This is a genomic window from Pseudoalteromonas sp. A25 (assembly GCF_009176705.1).
GTDB lineage: Bacteria > Pseudomonadota > Gammaproteobacteria > Enterobacterales > Alteromonadaceae > Pseudoalteromonas.
This window is the reverse complement of sequence record NZ_AP021847.1, coordinates 322969-336596: the sequence shown is the minus strand read 5'-3', so window position 1 is coordinate 336596 and position 13628 is coordinate 322969. Positions and strand designations below refer to the sequence as shown.

9 protein-coding genes are annotated in these 13628 nt (G+C 41.2%); 8 read left to right on the top strand and 1 reads right to left on the bottom strand.

Annotated features, from left to right (window positions below):
- Positions 1-276: 276 nt before the first annotated feature.
- The 7 genes from GDK41_RS18065 (at position 277) to GDK41_RS20500 (ending at position 10180) form a co-directional block, all read left to right on the top strand.
- A complete protein-coding gene (locus GDK41_RS18065; RefSeq protein WP_152087873.1) occupies positions 277-873 on the top strand; it encodes a TetR/AcrR family transcriptional regulator in 597 nt (198 codons plus the stop codon).
- A complete protein-coding gene (locus tag GDK41_RS18060; protein ID WP_172971676.1) occupies positions 866-1708 on the top strand; it encodes an alpha/beta fold hydrolase in 843 nt (280 codons plus the stop codon). Before GDK41_RS18065 ends, GDK41_RS18060 begins: the two co-directional genes overlap by 8 nt.
- A 155-nt stretch (positions 1709-1863) precedes the next feature.
- On the top strand, positions 1864-3096 hold the full coding sequence (locus tag GDK41_RS18055; RefSeq protein ID WP_152087871.1) for an ABC transporter substrate-binding protein: 1233 nt from the start codon (positions 1864-1866) through the stop codon (positions 3094-3096).
- Positions 3093-6410 carry a PAS domain-containing hybrid sensor histidine kinase/response regulator gene (locus GDK41_RS18050; RefSeq protein WP_152087870.1) on the top strand — a complete coding sequence of 1106 codons (3318 nt, stop codon included), beginning with the start codon at positions 3093-3095 and terminating at the stop codon, positions 6408-6410. Before GDK41_RS18055 ends, GDK41_RS18050 begins: the two co-directional genes overlap by 4 nt.
- Positions 6411-6463: 53 nt before the next feature.
- Positions 6464-8623: an exonuclease domain-containing protein gene (locus GDK41_RS18045; RefSeq protein ID WP_152087869.1), complete on the top strand. Its 2160-nt coding sequence runs from the start codon at positions 6464-6466 to the stop codon at positions 8621-8623.
- A gap of 83 nt (positions 8624-8706) precedes the next feature.
- Positions 8707-9714, top strand: coding sequence for a tetratricopeptide repeat protein (locus GDK41_RS18040; protein ID WP_232056608.1), 1008 nt, complete (start codon positions 8707-8709; stop codon positions 9712-9714).
- 148 nt (positions 9715-9862) lie between these two features.
- Positions 9863-10180, top strand: coding sequence for a DUF1294 domain-containing protein (locus tag GDK41_RS20500; protein ID WP_442960220.1), 318 nt, complete (start codon positions 9863-9865; stop codon positions 10178-10180).
- Here GDK41_RS20500 and GDK41_RS18030 read toward each other — a convergent pair.
- A complete protein-coding gene (locus tag GDK41_RS18030; protein WP_152087868.1) occupies positions 10166-12331 on the bottom strand; it encodes a cation:dicarboxylate symporter family transporter in 2166 nt (721 codons plus the stop codon). The genes GDK41_RS20500 and GDK41_RS18030 overlap by 15 nt on opposite strands.
- A 361-nt stretch (positions 12332-12692) precedes the next feature.
- Between GDK41_RS18030 and GDK41_RS18025 the strand changes: the two genes are divergently transcribed.
- Positions 12693-13163, top strand: a complete 471-nt coding sequence (locus GDK41_RS18025; RefSeq protein ID WP_152087867.1) for a GNAT family N-acetyltransferase — start codon at positions 12693-12695, stop codon at positions 13161-13163.
- Positions 13164-13628: the final 465 nt, after the last annotated feature.

Below are 13628 nucleotides of genomic sequence, written 5' to 3'. Positions count from 1 at the left end.
GCATTTTCCCTATGTTTTTCAACGTACATTTTCACTTTAATGCTAGTTCATTAGCAAGTACCAAATAAATTTATATAAGTAACCTCAGCTGCACATAAGAGAATTTGCCCAATCAAGCTATTTCGCTCACTATCAAGGCATTGGATATTGAAGGGGTTGCAATGTCTCTCTTCTGAACTATCAAAACTCTTATCCGCAGCTGAGGTTAAGTAAATATTGCAAAACATAAATACACCGCTAAAATAAAACGAACGTTCGTTCTATTTTTTGGGTTTTATGCGCAAAGGAAAACACACTAAACAGCAAGTGCTGGCAATTGCACTTCAGATTGCGACAAATAAAAGCTTCAACGAGTTAACTATAGGAGGGCTTGCAAATGCCACCGGTATGTCAAAGTCTGGACTGTTTGCACATTTCAATTCTAAGGAAAACTTGCAACTCGCTGTGTTGGATTATGCAAAAGACGTTTTTGTAGAAACGGTCATTACCCCTGCACAGGAAGCCTCAACACCCCTTGGCAAGTTAATGAAAATGTGTGAGCTGTGGCAGGGGTGGTATCGGGAGCAGGCGTATTCGTGTGTTTTTATCAGTGCAGCTGTAGAGTTTGATGATCAACCTGGTGCCGTGCGAGATCGTGTCAAATCACAACTATCTGACTTGCTACATTATCTGAATGGGTTAGTTCAGGCTGCTATTGCAGCTCAAGAGCTCAATACGAGTACTAACGCAAAGCAGTTTACCTACGAATTGTATTCTTTGTATCTCGGTTCGCAGCATATGACATGGGTGGGCTTTGAAGATGGCGCACATTCAAGATTTAACATGGCGTTGCAACAACTGGTTGAACGCCACAAGGGGGAAAACCATGAGTAGTAAAATATATTTTTCAAAAAAATCAGGACGTAAGCCTATTAGCTTTTATGTTATAAAAGCCCTTACGGGGTCTATGGCCCGTTTGGCACCAAGCCTGGGTCAAAGGTGCGTGCAAAAGCTATTGCTGACACCTGTGCGGCATCAATCAAAAGCGTTAAAGCCTGCGGCTATGCGTGAACATAGGTTAAACACGCTCGGCGCGCCTTTGCATATATACGAGTTGGGTGAAGGGCCCGTAGTATTATTTACTCATGGTTGGTCAGGCAGTGCTAGCCAGTTTTATCCTTTAATGGAAAAAGTGGCTTCCCTTGGATATAGAGCGGTTGCGTTTGATCATTTTGCTCATGGCAAAAGCGCGGGCAAAATAGCCAACCTCCCATTATTTGTAAAAGGGGTGGACGCTGTACAAGGCTTTATCGGTGAGCCTATATCGGCTGCAATTAGTCACTCTATGGGATGTATTGCGGCGCTTAACCGAGTGAATGCGCAATCACATATTTTAATCGCCCCTCCTTTTGATTTTTACACCGGATTTGAAGAGCGTATTCTTGCAACAGGCATATCAAAAAACTTATTTGAAGGCATAATTCGCTCCGTCGAGCGTGAGCATAATATGCCGTTTCAAAGCTTATTGCCTGAGCAACACCTAACAAAGCATGAGAATGTATTTATCGTGCATGATTTAGAAGATAAATTTGCCTTTCATCACTTGAGCGAAAATGTTGCTAACAAACACCCTCATTTGAAGTTATTAACGACTCAGGGACTGGGCCATAGTCGCGTGATAAATGACGACCTTACTTGGCAGTCAATTAAAACTCAGCTTACAGGGTGAGTCGCATAATTGTATGTGAACTGCACGTTTACGAGAAACTTTGTCAATATCTCTCTCTATTTGGTTATAAAATATAGATTTATAGCCAACTAAGGAGTACAAAAAGGGAGAAAATGAGCTATTTTTAGGTTTATGATGAACTTAAAACCTGTCCTATGAACTCTCGCATTTGGCTTTTATTTTTATGTTTTGTGTGTCTACAGGCCGGGGCTGGACAAAGCGAACGGATTTTAAAAATATACCATGACTCCGATTACTCTAACCATAGGGCATCGGCGGATGCAATGAAAATAGGTTTGATGGCTGCGCTATCTGAGGTAAACAATCAAATTCAAGGATACAAATTGGTTGTGGTTGAAAAAGATCATCGTGGTAACAGCAACCGCAGCTTTTTGAACATGAGGCAGTTTCTAAAAGACCCGGACGCGATTGCAATACTTGGGGGACTGCACTCACCCCCTTATATTAAGTACCGTAACTTTATCAATGAAAATGGCATTTTATTGCTTGTACCATGGGCAGCTGGTGGCCCAATTACCCGTTACCCAAGTGCTGATAACTGGGTTTTTCGATTATCTATAGATGATACTAAGGCAGGTTATAAGTTAGTTGCACATGCAAAGCAAACGCTAAAGTGTAAGTCTATGCATGCACTGTTAGAAAACACTCCTTGGGGTAAATCTAACCATAAAACGATTTTATCAGCTGCGGGAAAAGAAGATGCGCTTAAGGTGACTTGGTTCAACTGGAATACTCAATTTAATAGTGCGCGAATTATTGTGCGAGATATTGTTAATAGTGATGCCGATTGTATCTTGTTTGTAGGTAATGCAATAGAAGGTAGTCACTTTGTTAACGCTATGGCGAGCATTGCAGAGCCATCTAGGTTGCCGATTGTTAGCCATTGGGGGATCACAGGGGGAAACTTCTTATCATCCACTAAAGAGGCGTTACAACAAGGGGTGGTGCTTCATTTCATCCAAAGTTGCTTTTCACTTCGACACTATCAACAACAGCCACAAGCTAGAAAGGCGGTAGCATCAGCTCGCGCTATTTTTCCAAAGCTTACGAAGCACATTGAAATTTTGCCCGCGCCAACAGGGTTTGTACATAGCTATGACTTGGGTAAATTACTATTAGCGGCGATGTCAAACATCACACTCTCTGGTGATATAAAGCAAATGCGGCTGACCTTGCGAAATGCACTAGAGAACATAGCAATGCCTGTGTCGGGCCTTATAAAAACATATCAAGCGCCTTTTTCGATGTGGACTGAAGAAACCCCCGATGCACACGAAGCGCTGGGACTTGAGGATTTTTGTCTGGCGCAATATGCCAATGACGGGGGCGTGACATTGTTATCAGAGCCAAAACAGGAAGCACCATGACCAGTCATTTATTAGGAAAGTGGTTAAGACTCAGATCAAACAAGTTATTTTACGCTTTTCTAATTATGAGCTTGTTGCTCTCTGTATTGATAAGTATTTTTTTAGTAGGCCAGCAAGCTAGTCGCTCCGTGACGGACTTGCAAATAAGTTCGAGTCAAATCGAAGCACAGCTTACGAAAAACTACTTGTTGCAATTTATTGAGGTGAGGGAGCAACTTTTACGAGATTTAGCAAATCAACCCACTGTAATTCAGGGGGTTATGGGGAGTGATACATCAAGAGCGTCTTTGTCAGACTTTCTAGACGGGCAAACACTTTTGGGCCGAAAAGAACCTGTTAGAGTCGTTAATATACTCGGCGAAACCGTGTATACCAGTAGTTTTGGAGGGAACTTTGAAGATAATCAAGCGCCATGGCTGCAAAAGATACTAATTGCAGAACGTCGAAATGCGATTGTATTGATAGACAATGGTGACTCTCAGCTATTTAAAATTGCGGTGCCTATTCGCTATAACGGCTTTACAGAAGGAGCAATAATTGCTGGGTTTGCAATAAATTTAAGTGATGTTTTGCTTGCGACTAAAGAAGATTATTCCTCAGCAATGAGCCTTAAGGGGGATTGGGTTGAGTATAGTAATTTAGACCCAAAAAGTAGTTACATTAGTATAGGTAAAGAGGAAATTGGTTCGACTGCAATAGCATACGAATACTTTGTAAAAACAAGCTGGTTAGAGCGTGAAGTTACAATGTTTAAGCAGAGTATTGGCTGGGCTATTACGTTAAGTTTAAGTTTGTCATTTGGGCTGCTGTTATTGTTTGGTCGGCATTTACTTTTAAATCCGTTTAGAAGCCTCGAAAAATCGGAACACCAAGCCAAAGCCAATGAAACACGATATAAGTTAGCTGTAAAAGGGAGTCACGACGGCCTATGGGATTGGGATTTAGAAAAGCAGGAAGTTTACTTTGCGCCAAGATTTAGAGAGTTACTAGGGTTTAATAGTGAAGATTTAGATAGCTTTCCTAACACACTGTCGGCCTTAGAGGAGCGGGTGCACAACCAAGATAGACCTCGCCTAAGAGAAGAACTGATTAATCATTTTAAATACAGTAAACCATTGAATATTGAGCTTCGGATAAAGTCTTTGTCTCGTGAGTATCGTTTCTATCGTGTTAAAGGGGTTGCGTTAAAAGATACGACAGGAAGAGCGACTCGAATGGCGGGGTCACTCACTGATATTACCGATCAACGCTTGTACCAAGAAGCGTTGCAAGAGGCAAAAGAACACAATGATATGCTTGCTGAAGCGATAGAGTCGTGTACTGCAGGCATATCTATCGCCGATGCGACAAAGCCGGGGTTCCCACTTGTTTTTGTTAACCGAGCATTTTGCGATATGACGGGTTACGATAAGCGCGTACTTGGTACAAATTGTCGATTTTTACAAGGTGACGAAACTGACGCCGACGCCATAACTCAAATGCGTAATGCAATAAAAAGCCACCAAAAGCTGTCAATTAAACTCCTTAATTACAAAAAGAATGGCGATAAATTTTGGAACAGTCTTCAGTTGTCTCCGGTCTTTGATGTATCGGGAAAGCTCAAAGCTTATGTGGGAATTCAGCAAGATATTACTGACAGAGTTGAATTTGAAAGGGCGTTAGAGGAAGCAAAAATTGCAGCAGAGCAAGCCAGCCAAGCCAAAAGTGAGTTTTTGGCATCAATGAGCCATGAAATTCGTACTCCGATGAATGGCGTACTGGGTATGCTCAACTTGTTACTCAATGGGGAGCTAGAAAAAGAGCAGCAGCACCGTGCCCGCGTGGCATTAAATAGCGCAACATCCTTACTGAGTTTGATTAACGATATTTTAGACTTTTCAAAAGTAGATGCCGGGAAGTTAGAGTTAGAGGAGCTTGAGTTTGATCTTAGGGGGATGCTTGACGATTTTGCACAAGCGGCTGCCATGCAAGCACAACACAAAGAACTTGAGTTGATACTCGATATGACGGGAGTTGATGAATCAGTGGTGAGGGGCGATCCTGGTCGCTTAAGGCAAATACTGACTAATCTAGTTGGCAACGCAATAAAGTTCACTGAACAGGGCGAAGTACTGGTCACAGCAAGTTTACACAAAGTGGATGATGAACATTTACGTTTGGAGTGTGCGGTTAAAGATACGGGGATCGGTATTTCACAAGAGCAGCAAAAAAAGCTTTTTAAATCATTTTCGCAAGTAGATGCGTCAACAACTCGTAAGTATGGTGGAACCGGGTTAGGTCTTGCTATCGTTAAAAAGCTTTGCGAGTTGATGGGGGGGCGTGTTTGGGTAACGAGCGGTGAAGGCCAAGGAAGTTGCTTTTGTTTTGACGTAATAGTGAAGGTGAGTGCGGTATCTGAGCATGTTATACCGAATGTTAATATGTCTAAATTGCATATTCTTGTGGTAGATGATAACGATACCAATCGCGAAGTGCTCACCACCCAGTTGCAACATTGGGGGGCGAACACTTATGAGGCTGATTCGGGTAAGCTTGCACTAGAAACGTGCGACACGTTTTTGAAGCAAACAGGGCGTTGTTTTGATATCGCGTTTTTGGATATGCAAATGCCGCAAATGAATGGCGCTCAATTGGGAGAAAAACTAAAGAATTCAGCGAAGTTTGAGCGCATGAAACTGGTTATGATGACCTCCATGGGAGGGCGAGGCGACGAAAGTTATTTTGCAAAGCTTGGATTCTCGGCATATTTTCGAAAACCGGCAACAACCTCTGATTTATTTGCCGCGCTATCTATTGTTGCTGATAGTGAGCAAGTTCTGTCTCACAACAGACCTTTAGTAACATCGGGTTATATAAAAGCGCTTAAAGATAAAGCGGTTATAGAGCCTGAACAAATTTTGTGGGACGACTCTATTCGTATTTTATTAGCAGAAGATAACCAAGTTAATCAAATTGTGGCAACCAGCATGCTACAAAAGCTAGGGCTAAAAGTTATTGATGTCGCTGCTGATGGATGTGAAGTGTTGGAATTACTCAAACAACGTCGAGAAGATGACAGGTATACTTTGTTGATAATGGACTGCCAGATGCCAGAACTTGATGGGTATCAAGCAACACAAGCAATAAGAAGGGGGGATGCAGGGCAACGCTATGCAAATGTAAACATTGTTGCAATGACAGCGAATGCCATGGTTGGAGATAAAAACAAGTGCTTAGAAGCTGGGATGGATGATTATATCTCAAAACCAATATCGCAAGAAATATTGCTAGAGAAGCTGATGCAGTGGCTACCGTACACACTTAAAAGCGATTAGCATCGCTGTTATAAATGTGTAATACTGTATAAAAAAACAGTTCTGGTATTCGCGTGAAAAAACAGCTCCCGCAAAAGTATTACCTACATCATTTTAACGAGTTTATTAGCTTTACCAAGCAGCATAACTTGCATTTGCTTAATGACAAACACCGAGCTTTACTCGATACAATTGGGCAATTAACTGAAGATGACTTGTGCTTGCTGGTTAGGCTTTTGAACCGGAAGTCGAGTTTTGTAGCTTGCTCATCGCTTAAATACGAAGAAATTAACGCCATAGAGCAGTCGTTAGCTGTGCTTAATAAGCTTAATTTGATATCGCCGATAGCAGCTCCTCAGTTTAGCTGCTGGATAAAAGTAATCACAAAAGCTGAAATAATACTTCTATGTGAGTCAAGCATACACATAGATAAGCCAGTTCGCACAGCAAAAAAATCGCTATGGATTGAGTTTGCATTAGCACATTTAGCATTCGAAGATATAGCGCAGCACCACGTTTTGCAGCACTACTTGTACGTTTGCGTTGCCCAACAATTTGAATACATTTTATTTCTATTTTTTAATCGGTTAGAAACGAACCTTGCGCATTTTTCAATGCGGGATCTAGGGGTAATGAAAACGCATGAAACCGTTAGCGGCGCGAGTTATTTTGATAGCCTAGAACATGCGCTTTGTGCATATCACTATGCTAAGCAAGCTCAAAGGTTAAAAGATATCAATACCTCGCAAGGTATTCAAATGGCAAAAACACTATTGCAAGAGGAGACTGCTAATGGACTGGGCTACCAAGCACAGTTGAGAAAGGAAAAAGTGCATTTCAAACTAGCATGCTTGCTTGAAAAGTCACACCCTGAATTAGCGATTCAGTTACTTGAACCTTGTGAAAGTGCAAAATCACAAGAAAAGCGCATTCGCCTGTTGTATTCGCAAGGAGAGAGTGAGTACTGTAAGCAGCTTTTATATGCTGTTCTAAAAACCCCAAATGATGAACATTTGTTATTGTTCGCAAAAGATTTCTTGCTTCGTAAATATGGACAAAAACGCACCTCAATTTTAACTGATTTATTAAATGAGAATGAGCAGCTGATAGCGATAGATGAAGCATATAAGGGTAATACTGAAAAAGGAGTGATTGACCATTATTTTAATCGCGGAATTAAAGCGTGGCATACCGAAAATCGGTTGTGGCTGGCATTATTTTCACTCGTTTTTTGGCAAGAGCTTTATGACGAAAAGCAAAGTATGCCAGCCAACGAGTTTGAGCGTTACCCTCAATTACTTAAGTTAAACCGCTTTTATGATGTACTTGGAGACAAAGTTGAACTGAAGCTGGAGTTTGTCAGTCAGTTAGCTGATATTTCTAAGTGGCTGTTAAGGCAAGCCTCTTTGTCTTTTGGCAAACCGAATCCACTATTTCAGTGGAGCGATGCCCTACTTAATCAATTATTTATCCTTGTGAAGTACTCAAGCATAACAGCGATCGTTTCACTTCTTAGAGCAATGAGCAAAGATTTTCAAAACTTAAAAGATGGCTACCCAGACTTGATGGTGCTCGAACGAGAAAATTTACGTTTTGAAGAAGTTAAAGCGCCTGGTGATGCCTTAAGGCGCAATCAACTTGTGTCGATTAATCGACTCAGTGAATGTGGGTTTGCAGTGACAGTGCAACGGACTTCTTGGCAATTTGATCCAAACCAAACATATGTGGTGGTTGATTTAGAAACTACTGGTGGCAAAAAAGAGACTGATAGAATAACGGAAGTTGGTTTGGTAAAAGTGAAGCAGGGTAAAATTGTGTCAAAGTGGCAGAGCTTAGTGAATCCGCAGCGACATATTCCAAAATATATTACGCAACTGACTGGTATAGATAATGAAATGGTTGCCACTGCGCCAAGTTTTGGCGAGATAGCAGAAACAGTAAGAGAGTTTTGTGAAAATGCCATATTTGTGGCACATAACGTGAATTTTGATATGGGATTTTTGAAATATGAGTTTCAACGTTTAAATATTGTGTTTAGTAAACCCAAGTTATGTACCGTGCAACTAGCTCGTAAATATTTACCGGGCTATCCGTCCTATTCTCTCGGTAGCTTGTGTAGCTCTTTGGAAATAGATTTGCATCAGCACCACAGGGCCTTAGATGATGCTATGGCTGCCGCTAAGATATTACTTTTGATAAATAATCTAAGGGGAACCGAGCAAGTCGTAGCGTAGACAAACTAACACGGCGTATTTTGTATAATCAGCTTTTAGTAACTAGAGTTAAGTGTATTGATTAGCGATGTGATGAGGTTGTCTTGCGCTTACTGTTACTCATTGTAGCCGCATTGGTTAGTTGTTCGCTTGCTGCGCGTAGTGTAAACCCTGTAGGTATCATGAACGAGGCGGAAGATTACCTAACAGTTAATCCCGCCCACTCAATTGTATTGCTTGAGCAAATAGAGGCCCCTATAGAACTCCCTGATAACCTATTCTTGCGTTGGCATTTACTGATGATGCGTGCCTCTGTACCCACTAATCAAATGCCACGGTTAATGGACTCACTAGAGAAAGTATTTACAAAAGCGGATATCCCTTACTTTAAGAGCAATATTACGTCTATCACGAGTGCGCTGGGTATTTGGCTGCGCAGAGAGGGGTATTATCAAGATGCGCAAATCAGTTTAGATTGCTCATATAAATATGCACAAAATGACCGCCAACGCCTGACAATCACCAACAGTATGGCGTTGGTAGCCAGAGAGCAAGGTAATTATAAAAAAGCGCGCAATTTGTATAGCCGCTCAAGGCTCCTTGCGCAGCAGATGCAGCTGACTCCAGTACTTGCAATGATTGAAAACAATCTTGGTAGTGTGGCTTTGGATCAAGGTAACATTGACGAAGCAGAGCAATTATTCCGAAAGGCTTTGAGTGATTATCAAGAAGTAGATAAGCTCTCTGGAAAGATTTCTGCGGGGATCAATCTGCTGTTTATATTTCTTATAAAAGAGCAAGTTGTTAACTACCAACGGTTAGTTGAACCGACGTCAAAATTGACGGAGATATTTCCAAATCAGTCGAAACAGGCTTTATTGCTTTGGTTAGATGCACGCTATAAGCAACTGCAAGGCAACGATCCTGATGAGAAGCGAGCGCTAGCGCTTAAAGCGGCTTATGAAGAGTTACAAAGCAACAAAGTAAAAGCGCAAGTACATAAATACTTAGCTTCGAAACTCAATGTAGATGTGAGCAAGCCGCTACTGCCTGCAAAGCAAAGCTTTGAAGCTAGCTGGTTTAGCGCGGTTGAGGCATGCAATTGGGACTAGCGCGCTAAAAAATTTATTATAAACTGAGCTACAATGTTGGCACATTAACCCTTGGCTAGCCGTTTTGTCAGCTCTTTCTGTAAACACTTTATTTAAAGCTTTAAGCTACTCTTTATCTCGATGCAACTGGATACTGATAATCCTTATTGTGGTGTATATAGCAAGTATCGTAAAATTTTCTCTATTCTTTGTTACTGCTATTTTGACTTACTTTTTATTAATAACTATATTTTTCATATGGTTATTTTGGTTAGATAAACGTAGAGCACAAAGCTCTTCGCAAAGAGTGAGTGAAATAAGCTTGTTATGTATGTCTGGGTTAGGCGCAAACATCAGTATGTTTGCGGCGCAAAAATGGCTACATCATAAAACACTAAAACAAAGCTTTAACGCAAAGTTATGTGTATTTACTGCGTTGCAAACTTCCATGCTGATTTCGCTGTGTTATTGGTTATTCCTTGAGTAACTGTGGTGCATACTCGTCAATGAGTGACCAGCGTTTAGTTGTTTTTTGACTTCCTTGACCAAGGATCCAATATTGATAGTTAGCCTTAACTTGTCCGCTTGCTTGTTGAATATCTAACCATGCATTTAAGTAATTGAGCAAGTCGTAGTTGCGTTTGGCTACGGCAAAGCCTGTTGGATATTTGCTAACGCCATCTTGAGGAACAACAACCCCAAACTCTGGGTAAAACATGCTCCAAGCAAAACCTGCTTCGGCGCTTATTACCAAGGCATCGTACTTGTCTGGCTGACTAAAATACGCTTTTAGGTTTGCCAATTGTTTAAATCTGATGTTAGGCCTATCTTTACTGACCTTAGCAAGTAAAGGCCCATATTCAACATGTGCAAACGTTAGATTTTGTTTTTCAATTTGGCTAAGGGTAGTAAATTTATCTAATTGATGGTCTTTTGCTAGTAAAGCTAATTGTAGTTGTAGGACTTGGTCGCTAAAACGGACTTTAGTCAAATCAGCCACGTTTATCTCAAGCCCTGACATGGCAATATCAAAATAGCCCTTATTAAGGTACTCGCTTAGTTGCTGTTTTTTGAATGGGATAAATTCAACTTTTACATCAAGATCGGAGGCTAAGCGATGAGCAAGGCTGATATCAAACCCGACTAGCTCATTCTTTTGGTTAAAATAGCTAAATGGCACATTGTCAGTCAGGTAGCCAATGCGTAATAGGTTACGTTTTTTTATAACGTCAATGTTGGTCAAAGACAATTCGCCACTTTGGTAGGCTTTAGGCACATAACTTAATACATGACTTGGGACTTTATCAGCGACTACCATATTGGCAATAACTTCATCTGCAGCTTGGGTATTTTTGGCTAAATGACTATTGAATGTGTAGCTAGCCAACATAAATGCAGGCAGTAGGGCACTAAGCAGCGTTAGATAATATACTGAGCGCAATCGTTTTAGATGCAGCTGCTTACGACAATAGAAGATGCTCAATATTACAAAAGCAAAGATGTACACCACCGTAGTTGGTGAGACAACTTTTGCGGTTAATACCGACATGGATAAGTACAGTTGATAACTGTCGGCGGGTATTTTTAGGCTATCGAGCATAAATGGAATGGCTAAGTGTACATTTGCAAAATAGCTTAGCATGGCTGAGAGCGTCACATTGGGAATGTCAACAAGCCCCACGGGGTTACCTGTGAGCCACCCGGCAAACATCACAAAAATAAGCGTTGTTAACTTACCTAAGCTTGGGAACGTATAGGCAATGGGCACTAACACCTCTGCTATATGATCAGCCTGCTCATCGGCCCTTTTGATGTGTCGTAAATGATCTTTTATGCCCTCGGTTATAACCGGTAATACGATAAACACATTGCCAGTACTAAATGCGGTTATCCACGCATTGCGCATTACCATAATCAAAGCGCGATATTTTATTGGGGTAAGCGCTGCAACAAGCATAGGTAATAAAACCAGCATCAAGTAAAGGCCAAGACACAACACCAAAACCCAATACACCTGCAGATTGTTAAGCTCCTCAACGCTTAGCGTGCCAGCGGTGCTTGCTGTCATAGCGAATATTCCAATCGGGAAGATACTAATGATTTTTTTCGAGATAACCGTGAGCCCTTGCCCTATTACGTCAAGAAACTCTAACACCGCGTTTTTGCGCTTGTTGGCGATCAGTGCCATACCTAAAGCGATACAAAATATTACGATAGCGGGTACATTCCCTTCGGCCAACGATGCGAATGGATTGGCAGGAATATACTGCTTAGTAAAATCAATCTCATTGTTAGAGGTAACCAAAGTTGGTGAGAAAAACGTGCCAGCATCATGATGTGGCAAAGTAAAGGTAAAGCACCAAATAGCAAATAAACCCACACCCCATAAGCACATCATCACCGTTGCCGCTTTGAGTAAAATGCTGCGTACTTGCTCTGGATTAAACTTACCTAACCCCACAATGAGGCTGACCACAATATATGGGAAAATGGTGATTTGCATGAGTTTGACAAAACCAGCCCCGATAGGCTGTAAAAATGCCACGCGTTCACCAAAAATTACCCCTGTGGCAATCCCTAAAATTAAGGACCACAGCATCCAGTTGCGATTTTTTATAAACTCTAACAGCGCTTTCATAATTGATAATAACGTAACTTATTGTGCTTTTAAGCATAATAGAAAATGAAAAGAGCGGGGATTTTACTCGAAGAAACTGACCAGAAGGTGAATCATACCAATTTTATGCAATTGGTATCAAAAAAAACGACGCTAATGCAATACTGGGAAGAAGAAAGTACCATTTACAAAACTAAAGAGCATGTCCTTGTGATTGGTGCTGTTGTGTAGGCACAAGCGGCGTGGCATAGTTGATTTCGAAGCATGACAGAAGTTTTATTTTGTTCGTATATTTGCGTTTATGCTTTGTTTGCTAAAGCGCAGACTGCCAAACAGCAGGTGTTTGCTTATAAAATAAGGTAACAGAATTTAAAGGGGCCACATGACACAAAAAGTAATAATAAGAGAAGCAAGCGAACATGACCATGCATTTATTTTTAGTCTTTCTTCATATTTGGCCGAGGTAGCGCAATTGGGTTGGCATAGTGATGATGCCGTTCAAAAGATGCAGGATGAATACATTTCTCAAATGCTTGCACACACATCTACGGCCAACAAAACGTTAATTGCAGAAGTTGCGGATCAGCCGATGGGATTTGTACACGTTCGTAAACATCAAGACGGTATTACAGGTGAAAGCTGTGGTACGGTGCCTTTGCTGGCTGTATTACCTGAGGCTCAAGGGCTAGGGGTAGGTAAAATGCTGATGGCAGCTGCCCAGCAGTGGGCTAAAGATAGGGGTTATCGCTTATTGCACCTAGAAGTATTTGCTAATAATGCCAAAGCAAATAGCTTTTATCAGAACCTCGGTTTTAAGCCCGAGATGCTGCACATGATCAAAGTGCTCGATTAATACAAAGCTGGCCTGTTAATGCAGGCCTATGGCTAAAACCACAACTTATCCTTTAGTACCAGAGCTGGTTGCTAACAAAGAGCACGGTAGGTCGGCATAAGCGAAGTGCTATCTAATACCAATCCGTAATAACACTTAATCCTTTTGAGGGATTAAACCTGGCGACAGCTGCGTTAAAAACTTCTCATTTAGAACAACAAAATAACGAAATTTTTGCCTTGCTATCGACAAGGTTTTCTTGCTTCAAAATAGACCACTTAGTTAAGCGGATTGGTATAACGTTTAAACATTGTTACGCTATGGGAAATTATTTTGGCAGATTTGCATTGATTAGAAACTTATTTATCTCAAATTAACGCTTGCGCTTAAGCACAATAATGATTGCGCGTTGAGTTGTATTTACGACTCAGATAACAGATTTTGGATGGTTTGGTTTTGCTACGCATTTGATCTACTCTGCTTAAC

What these genes read in the sequence shown, in the direction of transcription:
- GDK41_RS18065 (WP_152087873.1), top strand. Translation starts at nt 277, where the DNA reads ATGCGCAAAGGAAAACACACTAAACAGCAAGTGCTGGCAATTGCACTT.
- GDK41_RS18060 (WP_172971676.1), top strand. Translation starts at nt 866, where the DNA reads ATGAGTAGTAAAATATATTTTTCAAAAAAATCAGGACGTAAGCCTATT.
- GDK41_RS18055 (WP_152087871.1), top strand. Translation starts at nt 1,864, where the DNA reads ATGAACTCTCGCATTTGGCTTTTATTTTTATGTTTTGTGTGTCTACAG.
- GDK41_RS18050 (WP_152087870.1), top strand. Translation starts at nt 3,093, where the DNA reads ATGACCAGTCATTTATTAGGAAAGTGGTTAAGACTCAGATCAAACAAG.
- GDK41_RS18030 (WP_152087868.1), bottom strand. Translation starts at nt 12,331, where the DNA reads ATGAAAGCGCTGTTAGAGTTTATAAAAAATCGCAACTGGATGCTGTGG.
- GDK41_RS18025 (WP_152087867.1), top strand. Translation starts at nt 12,693, where the DNA reads ATGACACAAAAAGTAATAATAAGAGAAGCAAGCGAACATGACCATGCA.